The sequence below is a fragment of the Burkholderia sp. BCC1644 genome (assembly GCF_902833225.1).
GTDB lineage: Bacteria > Pseudomonadota > Gammaproteobacteria > Burkholderiales > Burkholderiaceae > Burkholderia.
The window spans coordinates 1-16,039 of sequence record NZ_CADFEI010000014.1 but is presented as its reverse complement, the minus strand read 5'-3'; the positions used below and the strand labels follow the sequence as shown (position 1 = coordinate 16,039).

Below are 16,039 nucleotides of genomic sequence, written 5' to 3'. Positions count from 1 at the left end.
GCCAGCGGAACCCGCTGCTTCGACAGCCCGGCCAAAGCGGCGTTAACCGCAATAAAAAAACATGGAGACTTCGTATGAGAAGAAAGCTGATCGGTTTGCTGGTGGCGGGCTGCCTGCCCGGTGTCGCGGCGGCGGACACCCTGTCTGACCAGATCCGGGCGTTGCAGGCGCAACTCGACGTATTGCAGAAAGAGGTGGCGGGATTGCGGGCGCACGCGTCGGCGAGACCGGCAGGCGTCGAGCCTGCACCCGCACCGCTCGATCCGTCGTCGCCTGCCTATGGCAAGGCGCAGGCGGCACTCACCAACGACGACGTCACGGCCATGAAGCAACAGCTTGCCGTCCAGCAGCTGAAGGTGAACACGCTCGAGGACGCGGCGAACACCGGCCCGATCGCGGGCCTCTCGGTGACGGGCTACATCGATCCGACCTATGTGTACAACCGCGCGCAAGGCGGTTCGTCGTTCCTGTTCGCCAATCACGAAAGTACCGGCGGCTACTTCAACAGCACGTTCGGCGATCTGTACCTGGACATCAAGAAGACCTTCGGTGTCGGGCCGATGGCGCCATCGGCCGAAATCACGCTGATGCCCAACCGAGGCAACGGCATCACGCTGATGCAGAACGAACATGGTCAGATCGGCAACAACATCCTGAATACGGCGGTCGTCAGTGTGCCGCTCACCGGCACGACGACGTTCGTCGCGGGCCTGATGCCCAGCTTCGGCGGCTACGAAGTGCAGCAGTCGAATCAGATGCTCACGCTGACCCACAACCTGCTGTACGACTTTTCCGATCCCGGCGGCTATGTCGGCCTCGGTGCGAACTATACGAAGGGCAGCTGGACCTGGAAGTTCCTGCTCGGCAATGAACAGTACCGGACCAATGGCGCCATCACGCAGACGGGGACCAACGCGCTGGGCGATCCGGTCACGACCAGCAACAAGGTGCCGACTTTTACCGCACGCGCAGATTACGCGTGGTCCAGTGCGCTCGATATCGGCGCGTCGTTCAACATCGGCCGGCAGACGTTGCCGAGTGCGGTCAACCCCGCGACCGGTACCGTGAACTATGGCATCGGCGGCCAGGCGCCCAGTGGATTCGGCGCATTTTTCTTCTCGGAAGCCGATCTGACTTATCAGCTCGCCGACGTTCAGTACAACGCAGAAATCGACTACGGCCAGCAGCAGAATGCCGCGTTCAACGGCGGCCAGGCGCAATGGTATGGCATTTCGCTGCTCGCACACCGGAAGTTCAGCTTGCCGGGCGTCGGCAGGATGGGCGCGACGCTTCGCTACGACTTCCTCGCCGACAGCAAGAACGGCGGCGGTGGCGGCGGTGTCGCGCTGAACGGGCAGGGGCGCGACCCGTACAACGGCTTCGGTATCGGCGCGGACTGTTTCGCCAATTCGCAGGCAAGCGGTGGCATGGGCCTTCAGTGCAAGGGTTCGAATCGTCAGGACGTCGCACTCGATCTGCTGTTTTTCCCGACCGCCCAGATCACGGTGAAGGTCGAGTATCGACACGACTGGGCCAATAACAAGGTGTTCCTGCGAAACGACGGCTCGTACAGCAAGAGCAACGACTTGCTCGCGACCCAGTTCATCTACTCGTTCTAGCGCCGGACAAAGCGCTGTCGTGCCGGCCGCCGGCGATTCGCCGTCGGCCGGACCCATCCAGTAGGTTCATTGCTAATGGAGATGCCATGAAAAACAAGGGCACCAAACTGTCGTGTGCGGCAACCGGCGAGTCGCCGCTCACGCGTCGCGGCTTTATCAAGGGATCGGCGGTGCTGCTCGGCGCGTCGTGGGTGGGCGCGTTGGCGGGATGCGGCGGCGATGATGCGTCGGCGAATCCCGCGGCACTTCGCTCGTCCAGGCGCCAGGCGGCCAATCCGGCGGCGTATCTGTTGCCGGGCGAGGATGCGCCGCACTCGGCGACGTACATGGCATTCGCGTCGGGTTCGGAAGGCATCTGGACGCCGCTCGCCGCGCAGAGCACGGATGCGGGTATCGACCGCGTTCGCGCCGATCTGATGGACGTCGCGAAGGCGATCGGCACCTACGAGCCGGTCAACATGCTGGTGTTGCCGGTCGACCTGAGCGCCGCGCAGGCGTTGCTGGCGACGGCCAGTGGCGCGAACCCGGCGATCCACGCGAACTACCTGGCGCGCGGCGCCGGCGTGGGCGGCGTCAACCTGGTTGCGCTGGCCGATGGTTTCGACGATCTGTGGACGCGCGACACCGGCTGTGTCTTCGTGAAGGATACGGCCAACGGCAACGCATTGTGCGCGGTGAACTTCAACTTCAATGGCTGGGGCAATGCGAACACCGACGGCTTGAACCTCAATGCGGGAATGACGGTGCCGCCTGCCGTTGCCGCGAGCAGCAACAAGTCCAAGGCTGGCAAATTCTTCCAGCCGTTCGTCAACGATCGTACGCTGGCGAGATGGATGGCGCAGGCAAACAACGCGACTTTGATACAGAGTACGTTGACGCTGGAAGGCGGGGCGATCGAATTCGACGGGGAAGCAACAGCGATCCTGACCGAATCCGCCGTGCTGCACGTCAACCGCAATCCGCAGTTGTTCAATATTCCGGGTGGCGTCGTCGCTAACGCGACACTGCTGCCGACGGCCAGGGACACGGTGCTCGCGGAACTGCAGCGCACGCTCGGCGTGCAGAAGATCATCTGGATTCCCGGAACGGCGATCTTTCCGCAGGGCTGCGGAGCCGGTGGGCAAGGCGGCGCCGCCACGCCGGCAAACGAGACCGACATCACGAACGGGCATGTCGATTTCTACGCAAAGTTCCTTGCTCCGGGCGTCGTCGCGTACTGTTATGACGCGTCGAATTCGATGGGGGAACGGGCGCTGAGCGAAGCCAACTGGCAGCGCCTGAACAATCAGACTGACGCCAGCGGGCGAACGTTGCAATTGATCGAGCTGACGACGCCGGCAAACTACGGGACCTCGAACGGCGTGACGTTGACCACGCGCCAGATGACGAATTTCGCGGCCGGCTACATCAACTTCTACAAATGCAACGGCGCGATCATCATGCCGAAATTCAACGATGCATCGGCCGACTCCGCTGCGCTGACGGCGATCCAGCCGTATGCGGGTTCGCGGGATATCGTTCAGGTCGATATTCTGGGCATTGCGTCAGGGGGCGGCGGCGTGCATTGCGCGACGCGCGAAGTTCCCGCGTAGACGGGCGCCCGGCACAAGCGCAAAGCCGCCCGTCACTGGCCGTCCCGGGCGGCAGATCGCTTCAACCAGTCAGCGCGCTCCCCACGATCTCGTACCGCCCTTGCGTCGCATCGACGTGCGCGAGCGTATCGAGCACGCGTATCACGGGCGGGTGGCCGTACACCCGCTCGACCATCGTCTTGTATTCGTCGCCGTGCCAGCGTGCCGCGGCTTCTCGCGTGCGCCACACGTACACGTCGCCGCCTTCGTGCGTGGCCGCGTCGTAAAAGTACCACTTGTGCAGCAGATCCGGGTTCTGCGCCCACTTCGCCGCGGTGCTTTCATAGCGCATCCTCAGCGTGGCGACATCGACGTCGGGTTGTAGCTTGAAGAAAACGATTTCGGTAATCACGGTCAATCCTCCGTAGGAAAATTGCGGAAACGAAGCGCTCGCGCCGTCGCTCAGGACGGTAGTCGTGCCGCCTGCGCTTCAGGCGCCTGCGTGGTAGCGTAGGCACCCTGCTTTAAAAAGTAAAGCAGAGGCGACGCTCGATTCGCGCCGTTGACTCTGCCTGTCGATTGCTTTAAAAAGTAAAGCATGACGACACCAAGAATCGGACAACGCGTTCGCGGATCGACGACAGGGCGGCCCATCATGGTCGTGCTGGATCTGCTTGGGCGCCGCACCGCGCTGCGCATTCTGTGGGAACTGCGCGGCTCGCCGCTCACGTTCCGCGCATTGCAGGAAGCCTGCGAAACGAACGCGCGCCTGCTCAACACGCGGCTGGCCGAGCTCAAGGCGTCGGGCCTCGTCGAGCACGGGGAGGGCGGTTATTGCATGACCGCCGAAGGCCGGCGGCTCGAAGCGGCGCTGCAGCCGTTGCTGGGGTGGGCAAGACAGTGGGCGAAGCGCGACCCGGACGGCTTGGACGCGGCCGATCGCGAGCAATCTGGCCGGGCGCGCTGATCGTTCGCGCCCGGGTGCGCGTCGCGCCCTCGTTCCGGGTCACGCGTCGAGCGTGATCCATTTTTTGTTTGCGGAGTCCTTTCATGTCTGTTCGCGCCGTCATCTTCGACTTCGATCTGACGCTGGCGGATTCGTCCGCGGCGATCATCGAATGCACGGAATACGCGTTGCATCAGCTTGGCGCGGCAAGCGCGACGCCGGCGCAGATCGGTGCCGTGATCGGGCTGACGCTGCCGCAGATGTTCCGCTCGTTGACGGGCGAAACCGAACCGGCGCGCGCCGACGCGTTCGCGCGGCACTTCGTGGCACGTGCCGACGAGATCATGGTGCCCGGTACGCGCATCTATCCCGAGGTGCCGCCGCTGCTCGCGCAGTTGCGTGAGCAGGGGCTCGCGGTCGCGATCGTGTCGTCCAAGTTTCGCTACCGGATCGAGGCGATTCTCGAACGCAACGGTTTGCAGACGCTGGTCGACGTGTTGATCGGCGGGGAAGACGTGCAGCGTCACAAGCCGGATCCCGAGGGGCTCGTGCAGGCACTCTCGCGGCTCGATCTGCCGGCCCGCGCGGCGATCTACGTAGGCGACCATGCGGTGGATGCGCAGGCCGCCGAGCGCGCCGGCGTGCGGTTCGTCGGCGCGGTGACCGGCGTGACGTCGTTCGACGCCTGGGCGCGCGCGGGCAAGCAGGCGGTCCCCACGCATATCGGCGAACTGGCCGCGATCGTGCAGCAGATGCAGCGCGAGTCGGGCCTGGCGTCCGGCCCGCGCGACGCCTGACACCGGATTCGGGAGCCGCACGATGCCGCGCCACGTCAACCATCTCCGCTGGAAGATCGTCGCGTTGCTGGTCGCGCCGCTGACCTTCGTGATGACGCTCGATCGCGCGGCGATGGCCGTGGCCGCACCGACGATCCAGGGCGAACTCGGCCTGTCGATCGTCGAGATGTCGATGATCCTGACGATCTACTTCTGGGCCTATGCGATCGGCCAGATTCCGGCCGGACGCGCGGCCGAACGCTTCGGGTCGCGCAGCGTGCTGTTCGGCACGAGCACGCTGTGGTCGCTGATGATGATCGTCACGCCGTTCGGCAGTTCGTTCGCCTGGCTGTTCGGTTGCCGGCTGGTGCTCGGCGGCGCGCAGTCGGCCGACTGGTCGAGCAGCGTCGTCGCGCTCAAGCGCTGGTTTCCAGCCGGCGAGCGCGCGAAAGGCAACGCGGTGCTGCTCGCGGGGCTGTATCTGGGCCCGATCGTGTCGGCGCCGCTCACGGCCTGGACGATCGTCCATTTCGGCTGGCATGCCGTCTTCTACGGATTCGGTGCGCTCGGCCTGCTGCTCGGCGCAATCTGGTGGTTTTGCTACCGCGATGCGCCGGCGTCGCATCCGCTCATCACGCAGGCCGAAGCCGACTACATCGCGGCCGGCCAGCCGCCCGGCCAGACAGTCGGGTCGGGTTCGCTCGTGCGTTGCCTGCGGTTGGGGCGCTTCTGGATCTTCGGCATCCAGTATTTCCTGCTGGTGCTGATCCAGAGTTTCTACACGACGTGGCTGCCGACCTACCTGATGCGCGCGCGCGGACTGTCGCTGAAGGCGATGGGGGTGTATGCGTCGCTGCCGTGGGTTGCCGTGTTCGTGGCGGTATTCGTCGCGGGCGCCGTCAGCGACCGGTTACTGAGGAAAACGGGCTCGATCTACTGGGCGCGCACGCCGGTCGCGATCGCGGGATTCGTCGTGAGCGCGCTGGCACTGGTCGCCGCGTCGCGCGCGGAGGCGATGGCCGCCGTCATCGCGCTGCTGTGCCTGTCGTTTGCGGCCGTCGGGTTCGTGCAGGTCGTCGTGTGGTCGGCCGCGCAGGATCTCGGGCGGCCGTTCGCCGGCGTGATGTCGGGCTGGACCAACGTGTGGGGCGCGCTGTCGAACGTCGCGGGTCCGATGGCGCTCGCGCTCGTCGTCAAGGTCACCGGCAGCTGGGGCAGCGGGATGGTCGTGATCGGCGCCGCGGCGGCTTGCGGCGCGGTGCTGTGGCTGTTCGTGCATCCCGAGCGCCCGTTACTCGCCGTGGCGGCGGGCGGTTTGCCGCCGGCGGCAGGGGGCCGGAACGCGCCGCACGGCGACGCGCGCGACACCCGAGCCGACGCCGGGCGGGTTTCCGAGCCGGCCGACTGAGCCGTATTGCGCAACGGCCCGGCAGCGCGCGACGGATTCTGCGACCATCGTCGTTAAAGCGATATCCGCCACTCGATCCGCCGCCATGTCCCTCATTTCCGTTGCCTTTGCAAGCATCCGGCGCTCACGCGTGCCGCCGGTCGCCCGCTTCCTGTCGCTCGCGATTCCGCTCGCGGTAGCCATCTGCGTCCTGGGTGGCGCGCACCGGGCCGAAGCCGCGACGCCCACCCAGCGCGAACGTCTCGAAGCGCCGGTGAAGGCCGTCGCCGACCAGCGCTTGACCGTCGATACGCCGCAGGGCAGCGCGATGCCGCCCGCGATGTTGCCCGTGTATGCCGACCATCCGGTCGACAAAGCGGCACCCGACGTCACGCGCGTGTTCATCGTGATTCACGGCACGCTGCGCAACGCCGACGCCTACTACGCGTCGGGGCGCCAGGTCGTCGAGAAAGCCGGTGCGGCTGGCGACGGCACGATGGTCGTCGCGCCGCAGTTCCTGACACGCGCCGATACGCGCGCGTTCTCGTTGCCCGCATCGACGCTCGCGTGGACCCAGGAAGGATGGAAGGGCGGCGAACCGGCCCGCCAGCCGGGCCCGATCAGCTCGTTTGCCGCGCTCGACGCGTTGCTCGCGCATTTCGCCGACCGAAGCCTGTATCCGTCTCTGTCGACGGTCGTCGTGATCGGCCATTCCGCCGGCGCGCAGTTGCTGCAGCGCTACGCGGTGGCCGGGCGCGAAGGCGACGCGCTCGCGCGCGCCGGCATCGCCGTGCGCTACGTGGTCGCGAACCCGTCGAGCTACCTGTATTTCGACGACGAACGGCCGAACGCCGACGCGATCGCGGGTGGCGCCTGCCCGCGCGCGACGCAATGGAAATACGGGCTGAAGTCGGCGCCGCCTTATGTCGCGTCGCAGGACGCGCACGAACTCGAAACGCGCTACGTCGCGCGCCATGTCGTGTACCTGCTCGGGCAGGCCGACACGAACCCGTACACGCATTTCATCGACCGTTCGTGCGCGGCGATGGCGCAGGGCCCGTATCGGCTCGCGCGCGGGCTCGCGTATTTCGATTACCTGAAGAAGCGGCACCCGGACGATCTCGCGCAACAGGTCGTCGAAGTACCGGGTGTCGGGCACGACGGTCTCGGCATGTTCACGTCCGCCTGCGGGCTGGCCGTGCTGTTCGGGCAGGCCTTGCCGCAATCGTGTCCGGTGGTGGCCGGCACCGCGCCGGACTTGCCCGCGCCCGACGAAAACCGATCGATCAGAAAAATGCATGAATCGGCAAGATAAATTCATTTCCCTGTGCGGCGGTTGCGGTTCAGGATGACGGCGTTCCCAGGAGCGCCCCCATGAACATCACGATCCTCGACGATTATTTCGACACGCTGCGCACGCTGCCGAGCTTCGGCAAGCTGGACGGGCATGCGGTCACGATCTGGAACGACCACGTGCAGGATGTCGACGCACTGGCCGAACGCCTGCGCGATACGGAGGTGCTGGTGCTGATTCGCGAGCGGACGCAGATTCGCGCGCCGCTCATCGCCCGGTTGCCGAAGCTGCGGCTGATCAGCCAGCGCAGCGTCTATCCGCATATCGACATCGAGGCGTGCACCGCGCACGGCGTGATCGTGTCGTCGAACCAGCATGCAGGCACGCCTTCCCATGCGGCCGCCGAACTCACGTGGGGCCTCGTGCTGGCCGCGATGCGCCAGATTCCGCAGCAGATGCGCGCGTTGCAGGCCGGCAACTGGCAGATCGGCGTCGGACGCACGTTGCGCGGGCGCACGCTGGGCATTTACGGCTATGGCCGGATCGGTGCGGAGGTCGCGCGATACGGCGCCGCGTTCGGGATGAACGTGCTGGTCTGGGCGAGCGAAGCGTCGCGGCAGCGCGCACGCGACGACGGCTGGCATACGGCGCCGGACGAACGCACCTTCTTCGAAACCTGCGACGTGCTTTCGCTGCACATGCGGCTCGTGCCGGCCACGCGCGGCATCGTGACGGCCGAGGATCTGGCGTGGATGAAGCCCGCCGCGCTGCTGGTGAACACGAGCCGCGCGGGCCTCGTCGCACCGGGTGCGCTCGAAGCGGCATTGCAGGCCGGCCGGCCCGGGATGGCGGCGGTCGACGTGTACGAGACGGAGCCGCTGCGCGACCCGCAGCATCCGTTGCTGCGCTTGCCCAATGTCGTGTGCACGCCGCATATCGGCTACGTGACCGAAGACGAGTACGAAACGCAGTTCTCCGATGTGTTCGACCAGATCGTGTCCTATGCGGCCGGACAGCCGATCCACGTGGTCAATCCGGACGTGCTCGCGCGTGAAGCGGCATCGATCGAGCCGCTGATCCTCGACCTGCTCGAATGGATCGGCCCCGGCGCGCGGCCGTACGACGAGGTGATCGACGCATGGCGCACATCATGCCCGCGCCTGCCGGTGTGGGAAGAGGCGTGCGCGCGCGGCTACGTGGTACGCCACCATGCGCCGGGCGGCGTGGCGGAGGTCGAAGTGAGCGAAGCCGGCCGCGCCCATGTCCGGGCCGCGCGCGCCTGACCGTAGGGGGCGGCCGGCGCGCGGCGGTGCCCCCGCGCGTCATGCCGTTTTTTCTGCGGCCGGCGTGGCGTCCGGATCGAACACCGTCAAGCCTTCCGTCGGGTCTGTCGGCATGTCCCACGGACGCGCGGCGATCGCCCGTTTCGCCGCGTCGTAGCCGGCCTGCCGGCGCGCCGCGATGCCGGCCGGCGTGAAATCGATGTCCTTCAACTGGTTGTCGCTGGCGAGGCGCGGCGCCGCGAGCTTGACCAGGTGCATCGTCGTCTCGCATCCCCACGCGGCAAGCCGGCGCACGGCCGGCGACGCGCGTTCGGCTTCCGGCACGTGCCGGACCAGTTCGCGGATCACGTGGCGCAGCCGGTGAATCTGTTGCTGGCGCGCGATGTGGCTGTCGGTGCGGCTCGCGTACTGGATGTCCTTCTGCCGTTCCGACACTTCCCAGATGCTCTCGGGTTCGGGGCCCGCGGGATTCCACATCTGCACCGAGAAGATGATCGAGCTGCGGCGCGGGTTGTCGTCGAGCACGACCTCGACCGGCGTATTCGAATACACACCGCCGTCCCAGAAAGGCTCGCCGTCGATCCGTATCGCCGGAAACGCGGGCGGCAGCGCGCCCGAGCTCATGATGTGCTCGATCCCGAGCCGCGTATCGCGCGAATCGAAATAGCGCATCGTGCCGGTGCACGCATTGACCGCGCTGACGGTCAGGCGCGGATGGCCCGCGTTCAGCAGGTCGGGATCGATCAGCGACGCGAGCGTGTCGCGCAGCGGCGCGATCCGGTAATACGACGCGCGGTCGACGCCGAGGCGCGCCATCGGCCCGAGCCACGACGCCGGATTGGGCTGGAAGAATCCCGCGATGCCGCCGCCGATGATCATCAGCTCGGCCAGTGTCCGGTCCCAGCCGGGCAGCAGCGGCGCGGTGTCGAAACGGGTATGTTCGGTCACGCGCTGCCAGAACGCCGACAGTTTTTCGTAGCGCCGTTCCGGCGGATTGCCGGCGATCAGCGCCGCGTTGATCGCGCCGATCGACGTGCCGACCACCCAGTCGGGCCGGATCCCGGCTTCGTCCATCGCCTGGAAGACGCCGAGCTGGAACGCGCCCAGTGCGCCGCCGCCCTGGAGCACGAGCACGACTTGCCCGGGGAGGTCCATGCGTGCCGGCTGGCTCGCGGTCATGGCTTGCCTCGCTGCGTGTGACGGTGGGTCGGATCCGAACAGTTCGATTCAGTTTAGGCGATCGACGGCGCGGGGTCGCCCGCCATGCAATGACGCGCGGTGTCGACTTCGGCCGATGCTTCCGACCCTTTGATGCGGCCGGTCGCCAGCGGGCGTCACGCGTCACGCATCCGGGTAAGGCGTGCCGTCCTTGTGGAGGAACCGGCCGTCGCGGCTCGGGCTCATCATGTCGATGTCCGCGCAGGTGATCACGTCGTCCGGCGAACGCGAGCCCACCTCGAGATAGACGGCGAGCGCGTCCGAGCGGTTGACCAGGTGATGACCGTTGCCCGAGTTTTTCGGAAACGCCGCGCAGTCGCCGGCGCGCAGCACGGTCTCGCCGCCGTCCTCGATCATCACGAGTTCGCCTTCGAGTACATAGACGAATTCGTCCTCGTCGGAATGCCAGTGGCGCTGCGCCGACCAGCCGCCCGGCGGCACGCGCATCAGGTTGACGCCGAAATCGCGCAGCCCGCCGGCGTCGCCGAGACGCTGGCGGACGCGCTGCGCGCACGGCGCGTCGAACGGCCGCGGATAGCCGCTGCCGCGGCGCTCGGGCACGGTGCTGAGGTCGATCCTGGGCATGGGCGGCTCCGTCTGCCACGCGGGCGAATGGGACGGTGGCCATTGTAGGCGGCCGCCGCCCGCCGTTCGTCCGCGTGTTGCGCGGCGGGCCGCGTCATTCGACGGTGATGGTCTCCTTCATGTACGGGTGAATCCCGCAGAACACCTTGTAGACACCGGGCTTGTCGAAGCGGAACGAGTACGTGTCGCCCTGGTCGAGTGCCGACGAGTGAAAGATGCCGGCATCGTTGACGACGGTGTGCGGTTCCCCGTCGAGATTCTTCCACGTGATCGTCGTGCCGGCCTTGATCGTGGTCGACATCGGCGAAAACATGAAATTGCGGATCGTCACGAGCGTGCCGTCCGGGCCCTGCGCGAATGCGGCGAGCGGCGTGCCGGCGGCTGCCGCGCACAGGATCAGCGCCGCGACGATTCGGGATGGCTTGAAGCGGATCATGTCGGTCTCCTTATGTCGATCAGGCCAGCGTCGCATCGTGCAGCGACGACGTGACCGGATGGCCGGCGAATTCGACGGTCGTCACGCCGAGCATCGACGGCAGCCGGTCATGCGGCACCGTGAGCGGCACGGGGCCCGGGCCGTTGCCGGCCGTCGGCTGCGGGAACGCGGTGGAGCGCGCGGTGTGGAACGTCACGTTGCCTTCGACTTTCGACACGATCTGGTGGATGTGCCCGTTCAGCACGGTGACCGAGCCGAAGCGGCGCAGCAGCGCCATCGTCTGCGGCGCGTCGCCGGTGCCCCAGCCCCACGGTTCGTAGATGGTCCACATCGGCATGTGCGAGAACACCACGATCGGCGTGCTCGACGAGCGCCCCTTCAGGTCCTGCGCGAGCCACGCGAGCTGTTCGTCGCCGAAGCTGCCGAGCCCGTTCGGCTTGAAATGCATCACGTTGACGAGGCCGATGAAATGCACGCCCGCGTGATCGAAGCTGTAGTAGCCGCGGTTGTCCGACGCCTTGCCGAACCGGCCGAAATATTCGGCGCCCGAACCATCGGTGACGTCGTGTTCGCCAGGCACCGTGTGCAGTTCCGGCACGCGCAGCGCGGACAGCAGCTGCGACGCGTGGTCGAATTCCTCGGGCTTGGACAGGTGTGTGATGTCGCCCGTATGGATCGCCAGCGCGGGCATCGCGGGCATCCCGTTGACCAGATCGATCGTCTGCTTCAGCGTGGCCGATACGTCGGGATTCGCGTCCTTGTTGAAGCCGATGTGCGTGTCGCTGATCTGCACGAACAGCGGCTTGCCCGCATCGGCCGGGCGCGCGTCGCCGGTCTGCGCGAGCGCGAGGTCGAACGGCGTCAGGATGCCGCCCGACAGCGTAAACAGCGTGCCGAGGCCGCCGAAGGCCATGCATTGCAGGGCTTTGCGGCGTGACGGGCGGGTAGGGGTCGATGAAGACATGTGAGCCTCGCAATCGTGTGACGAAACCGGACGGCCGGATCGTCCTGGAATAAGCCGGCGCCTTCGCATGCCATACCGGCGAAGCGGCGGATTTATTCCCGTGCGTTACAAGGTCGAACACCCGTGTGTGCTGCCTGCGGGGCGATGCGCGATTCCCGAAGGATGACCTGTCAATGTCTTGTAAGTGACACGTCACATTTGCGTCACGGCCGCCCGATAGCCTGCCACTCCGAATCACCTCTCCGGAGCCCTTCATGCCGAATCTCGCGGCAACGGAAACCAGCGGTGCGGTCAGCAACCGCACGCGCACCATCAGCCTCGCGCTGTTTTTTCTGATCATTGCCTGCGGCATCGTCTATGTCGGCGTTCATCTCAGTGCCGATCTCAGCCCCGTCAAGGAAAGCTCGGTCCTCCCGTTTCTGCTGCTGATCGTCGCGTTGCTGATCGCGCTCGGCTTCGAATTCGTGAACGGCTTTCACGACACCGCGAACGCGGTCGCGACCGTCATCTATACGCATTCGCTCGACCCGCACCTCGCGGTCGTCTGGTCGGGCCTGTGGAACCTGTGCGGCGTGCTCGTGTCGAGCGGCGCCGTCGCGTTCGGCATCCTGCAGTTGCTGCCGGTCGAGCTGATCCTGCAGGTCGGCAGCGGCTCGGGCTTCGCGATGGTGTTCGCGCTGCTGATCGCGGCCGTCACGTGGAACCTCGCGACCTGGTATTTCGGCCTGCCGTCGTCGAGCTCGCACACGCTCGTCGGCTCGATCATCGGCGTCGGCCTGATGAACCAGATCGTCAGCGGCCCGTCGGGCACGAGCGGCGTCGACTGGAACCAGGCGCTCGGCGTCGGCAAGGCGCTGCTGTTCTCGCCGCTGATCGGCTTCGTGCTGTCCGCGCTGGTGCTGTTGTTGCTGAAGGCGCTCGTGCGCGTGCCGGCGCTGTACCAGGAGCCGAAGGGCAACAAGCCGCCGCCGTTCTGGATTCGCCTGCTGCTGATCCTGACCTGCACGGGCGTGTCGTTCGCGCACGGCTCGAACGACGGTCAGAAGGGCATGGGCCTGATCATGCTGATCCTGATCGGCGTGATGCCGACCGCGTATGCACTGAACAAGGCCGTGACGCCGGACCAGACGAGCACGTTCGTCGCGGTCGCGCGCCATGCGTCGACCACGCTCGTCAAGTACGCGGACCCGGCCGTGCAGTCCGCCAACCCGCGTGCCGATGTCGAAGCGTACGTGCGCACGCACAAGCTGGCGCCCGTGACGATTCCCGCGCTCGGCAAGCTCACCGACACGATCGCCGACCAGGTCGCGCAGGCCGGCGGCATCTCGAGCGTGCCGCAGAACCTCGTCGACAACGTGCGCAACAACATGTACGTCGCGTCCGAGGCGATCCGCCTGATGGAGAAGGCGAAGGCGCCGGCGTTCTCGGTCGAGGACGCGAGCGCGCTCGAAGCGTTCAAGAAGCAGATGGACCGCGCGACGAAATTCATCCCGACCTGGGTGAAGGTCGCGGTCGCGATTGCACTCGGCCTCGGCACGATGGTCGGCTGGAAGCGGATCGTCGTGACGGTCGGCGAGAAGATCGGCAAGTCGCATCTCACGTACGGGCAGGGCGCGTCGGCCGAAGCCGTCGCGATGCTGACGATCGGGATGGCCGACGCATACGGGCTGCCGGTGTCGACCACGCACGTGCTCGCGTCGGGCGTGGCCGGCACGATGACGGCGAGCGGCGCGGGCCTGCGCTGGGATACCGTGCGCAACCTCGTGCTCGCGTGGGTGCTGACGCTGCCCGCATCGATCGCACTGTCGGCTGCGTTGTACTGGGCGCTGCACGGGCTGTTCTGATTCGCGCCGGGGGGCGCGACGCCCGGCCGCGCGGGACGCGGCCGGACCCATCGACTTTCAATTCGACACAAGACGCTACCGATGGATCTCAGTTTCTTCGACCCGAACCGCACCGCCAACGCGTCCGCGTGGCGCGTGCTCCCCAATCGCTGGGACGCCGTCGCGTTTCCGCTGATCATCGGCATACTCGCGATGGCGATCGTCGGTTTCCACGAAACGATGGCGCCGATCGGCGTACTGCAGACGCAGAAGATCTCGCTCGATCCGTCGAACCTGCCTGAATACGCGCTGCGCACCACGCTGCGGATGCTCGCGGCAATGGTCGCGTCGCTCGCGTTCACGCTCGTCTACGGCACGCTCGCCGCGAAAAGCCGCCGCGCGGGCATGGTGCTGATCCCGATCCTCGACATCCTGCAGTCGGTGCCGGTGCTCGGCTACATCTCGTTCACCGTCACGTTCTTCCTCGCGCTGTTTCCGGGCCGCGTGCTCGGCGCCGAGCTCGCGGCGATCTTCGCGATCTTCACGAGCCAGGCGTGGAACATGACGTTCAGCTTCTACCAGTCGCTGCGCACGGTGCCGCGCGACCTGAGCGAAGTGTCGCGCGGCTTCCACCTGACGCCGTGGCAGCGCTTCTGGAAGCTAGAGGTGCCGTTCTCGATGCCGGGCCTGATCTGGAACATGATGATGTCGATGTCGGGCGGCTGGTTCTTCGTCGTCGCGTCGGAGGCGATCACCGTCGGCAACCAGACCATCACGCTGCCGGGCATCGGCGCGTATCTCGCACAGGCGATCTCGGACAAGAACCTCGGCGCGGTCGGCTGGGTGATCGTCGCGATGTCGGTCGTGATCCTGGCGTACGACCAGTTCCTGTTCCGTCCGCTCGTCGCATGGGCCGACAAGTTCCGGATGGAGAACACCGCGTCGGGCGATGCGCCGCAGTCCTGGCTGCTCGACATGATGCGCCGCACCCACCTGATCCATCAGCTGCTCGTGCCGGCCGGCTGGCTGCTGTCGCAGGCCGCGCGGATTCCGCTGCGCCTGCCGTCGATGAAGGGCACGCGCTCGCGCGGCGCGTCGGCACGCCGTTCGTCGCGCATCGGCGACATCGTGTGGGGCACGTTCGTGATCCTGTTGACGGCGTACGTCGCGTGGCGCGTCGTCAGTTTCGTCGCGACCGGCGTGACGATGGGCGAGGTCGGGCACGTGCTCGTGCTCGGGCTCATCACGCTGCTGCGCGTGCTGGTGCTGATCGCGATCGCGTCGGTGGTATGGGTGCCGCTCGGCGTGCTGATCGGGCTGCGTCCGAAGCTGGCCGAGAAGATCCAGCCGCTCGCGCAGTTCCTCGCGGCGTTCCCGGCCAACCTGCTGTTTCCGGTGTTCGTGATCGTGATCGTCCACTTCCACCTGAACGCGGATATCTGGCTGTCGCCGCTGATCGTGCTCGGCACGCAGTGGTACATCCTGTTCAACGTGATCGCCGGCGCGATGTCCTATCCGAACGATTACAAGGAAGCGACGAAGAATTTCCGCATCCGCGGCTGGCAGTGGTGGCGGCAGGCGATCCTGCCGGGCATCTTCCCGTACTACGTGACGGGTGCCATCACCGCGTCGGGCGGCGCATGGAACGCGAGCATCGTGTCCGAGTTCGTGCAGTGGGGCGACACGAAGGTCGTCGCGCACGGCCTTGGCTCGTACATTGCACAGACGACCGCCGCCGGCGATTTTCCGAAGATCATCCTGGGCATCGCCGTGATGTCCCTGTTCGTTACCTTATTCAACCGTCTGCTGTGGCGTCCGATGTACGCCTACGCGGAATCCCGGCTCCGTCTCGATTGAGAGTAAGCGCGATGCAAAATTCGACCGTTATCAACGCACCCGCCAAGACGTCCCAGCCGCTCCAGCCGCCGCGTCTCGGCGAAGAAATCCTGCGCGTGGAGCACGTGAATCGCGGCTTCAACAAGTCGCAGGGCGAGCTGCTCGTGCTCGACGATGCGAACCTGTCGCTGCGCGAAGGCGAGATCGTCGGGCTGCTCGGCCGTTCCGGCTCGGGCAAGTCGACGCTGCTGCGCATCATCGCCGGCCTGATCGAGCCGACCGGCGGCGAAGTGACCTACCT

14 protein-coding genes and 1 pseudogene are annotated in these 16,039 nt (G+C 66.4%); 10 read left to right on the top strand and 5 right to left on the bottom strand.

The window, feature by feature from the left end; genetic code table 11:
* Positions 1-74: 74 nt before the first annotated feature.
* Both HWX87_RS25535 and HWX87_RS25530 read left to right on the top strand, forming a co-directional pair.
* The gene (locus tag HWX87_RS25535) at positions 75-1,619 is read left to right on the top strand and encodes a DUF3138 family protein (RefSeq protein WP_176049871.1); all 1,545 of its coding nucleotides are present in this window, start codon (positions 75-77) and stop codon (positions 1,617-1,619) included.
* 86 nt (positions 1,620-1,705) lie between these two features.
* Complete coding sequence (locus HWX87_RS25530) at positions 1,706-3,211, top strand: agmatine deiminase family protein (RefSeq protein WP_176049870.1); 1,506 nt, start codon at positions 1,706-1,708, stop codon at positions 3,209-3,211.
* 61 nt (positions 3,212-3,272) lie between these two features.
* Here the strand turns inward: HWX87_RS25530 and HWX87_RS25525 are convergent, their stop codons facing one another.
* The gene (locus tag HWX87_RS25525; protein ID WP_176049869.1) at positions 3,273-3,602 is read right to left on the bottom strand and encodes a hypothetical protein; all 330 of its coding nucleotides are present in this window, start codon (positions 3,600-3,602) and stop codon (positions 3,273-3,275) included.
* Between the two features lie 243 nt (positions 3,603-3,845).
* Between HWX87_RS25525 and HWX87_RS25520 the strand changes: the two genes are divergently transcribed.
* From HWX87_RS25520 to HWX87_RS25500, 5 genes and pseudogenes are all read left to right on the top strand, one after another.
* Positions 3,846-4,157, top strand: coding sequence for a winged helix-turn-helix transcriptional regulator (locus tag HWX87_RS25520; protein ID WP_244137757.1), 312 nt, complete (start codon positions 3,846-3,848; stop codon positions 4,155-4,157).
* Positions 4,158-4,240: 83 nt separating this feature from the next.
* A complete protein-coding gene (locus tag HWX87_RS25515) occupies positions 4,241-4,933 on the top strand; it encodes an HAD family hydrolase (protein WP_176049867.1) in 693 nt (230 codons plus the stop codon).
* 22 nt (positions 4,934-4,955) lie between these two features.
* Complete coding sequence (locus HWX87_RS25510) at positions 4,956-6,320, top strand: MFS transporter (RefSeq protein WP_176049866.1); 1,365 nt, start codon at positions 4,956-4,958, stop codon at positions 6,318-6,320.
* A gap of 85 nt (positions 6,321-6,405) precedes the next feature.
* Entirely contained in the window at positions 6,406-7,614 is a 1,209-nt protein-coding gene (locus HWX87_RS25505; RefSeq protein WP_176049865.1) for an alpha/beta fold hydrolase, read from the top strand.
* A 59-nt stretch (positions 7,615-7,673) separates the two neighbouring features.
* Positions 7,674-8,642 (top strand): annotated as a pseudogene (locus HWX87_RS25500) (D-2-hydroxyacid dehydrogenase family protein); the annotation flags it as partial.
* A 273-nt stretch (positions 8,643-8,915) separates the two neighbouring features.
* Here HWX87_RS25500 and HWX87_RS25495 read toward each other — a convergent pair.
* The 4 genes from HWX87_RS25495 to HWX87_RS25480 form a co-directional block, all read right to left on the bottom strand.
* The gene (locus HWX87_RS25495) at positions 8,916-10,055 is read right to left on the bottom strand and encodes a patatin-like phospholipase family protein (RefSeq protein ID WP_176049863.1); all 1,140 of its coding nucleotides are present in this window, start codon (positions 10,053-10,055) and stop codon (positions 8,916-8,918) included.
* A 162-nt stretch (positions 10,056-10,217) separates the two neighbouring features.
* Complete coding sequence (locus HWX87_RS25490) at positions 10,218-10,679, bottom strand: cupin domain-containing protein (RefSeq protein ID WP_176049862.1); 462 nt, start codon at positions 10,677-10,679, stop codon at positions 10,218-10,220.
* Positions 10,680-10,773: 94 nt separating this feature from the next.
* Entirely contained in the window at positions 10,774-11,115 is a 342-nt protein-coding gene (locus tag HWX87_RS25485; RefSeq protein ID WP_176049861.1) for a cupredoxin family copper-binding protein, read from the bottom strand.
* Between the two features lie 19 nt (positions 11,116-11,134).
* Positions 11,135-12,079, bottom strand: coding sequence for a metallophosphoesterase (locus tag HWX87_RS25480; protein ID WP_176049860.1), 945 nt, complete (start codon positions 12,077-12,079; stop codon positions 11,135-11,137).
* 254 nt (positions 12,080-12,333) lie between these two features.
* Here HWX87_RS25480 and HWX87_RS25475 point away from each other — a divergent pair, with 254 nt between their 5' ends.
* From HWX87_RS25475 to HWX87_RS25465, 3 genes are all read left to right on the top strand, one after another.
* On the top strand, positions 12,334-13,923 hold the full coding sequence (locus tag HWX87_RS25475; RefSeq protein WP_176049859.1) for an inorganic phosphate transporter: 1,590 nt from the start codon (positions 12,334-12,336) through the stop codon (positions 13,921-13,923).
* An 81-nt stretch (positions 13,924-14,004) separates the two neighbouring features.
* Complete coding sequence (locus HWX87_RS25470; RefSeq protein ID WP_176049858.1) at positions 14,005-15,759, top strand: ABC transporter permease subunit; 1,755 nt, start codon at positions 14,005-14,007, stop codon at positions 15,757-15,759.
* An 11-nt stretch (positions 15,760-15,770) separates the two neighbouring features.
* A partial coding sequence (locus tag HWX87_RS25465) for an ATP-binding cassette domain-containing protein (protein ID WP_176049857.1) occupies positions 15,771-16,039 on the top strand: 269 nt, incomplete at its 3' end.

Coding starts and splice junctions, on each gene's coding strand:
- HWX87_RS25535 (WP_176049871.1), top strand. CDS start 75: ATGAGAAGAAAGCTGATCGGTTTGCTGGTGGCGGGCTGCCTGCCCGGT.
- HWX87_RS25530 (WP_176049870.1), top strand. CDS start 1,706: ATGAAAAACAAGGGCACCAAACTGTCGTGTGCGGCAACCGGCGAGTCG.
- HWX87_RS25520 (WP_244137757.1), top strand. CDS start 3,846: ATGGTCGTGCTGGATCTGCTTGGGCGCCGCACCGCGCTGCGCATTCTG.
- HWX87_RS25515 (WP_176049867.1), top strand. CDS start 4,241: ATGTCTGTTCGCGCCGTCATCTTCGACTTCGATCTGACGCTGGCGGAT.
- HWX87_RS25510 (WP_176049866.1), top strand. CDS start 4,956: ATGCCGCGCCACGTCAACCATCTCCGCTGGAAGATCGTCGCGTTGCTG.
- HWX87_RS25505 (WP_176049865.1), top strand. CDS start 6,406: ATGTCCCTCATTTCCGTTGCCTTTGCAAGCATCCGGCGCTCACGCGTG.
- HWX87_RS25495 (WP_176049863.1), bottom strand. CDS start 10,055: ATGACCGCGAGCCAGCCGGCACGCATGGACCTCCCCGGGCAAGTCGTG.
- HWX87_RS25490 (WP_176049862.1), bottom strand. CDS start 10,679: ATGCCCAGGATCGACCTCAGCACCGTGCCCGAGCGCCGCGGCAGCGGC.
- HWX87_RS25485 (WP_176049861.1), bottom strand. CDS start 11,115: ATGATCCGCTTCAAGCCATCCCGAATCGTCGCGGCGCTGATCCTGTGC.
- HWX87_RS25480 (WP_176049860.1), bottom strand. CDS start 12,079: ATGTCTTCATCGACCCCTACCCGCCCGTCACGCCGCAAAGCCCTGCAA.
- HWX87_RS25475 (WP_176049859.1), top strand. CDS start 12,334: ATGCCGAATCTCGCGGCAACGGAAACCAGCGGTGCGGTCAGCAACCGC.
- HWX87_RS25470 (WP_176049858.1), top strand. CDS start 14,005: ATGGATCTCAGTTTCTTCGACCCGAACCGCACCGCCAACGCGTCCGCG.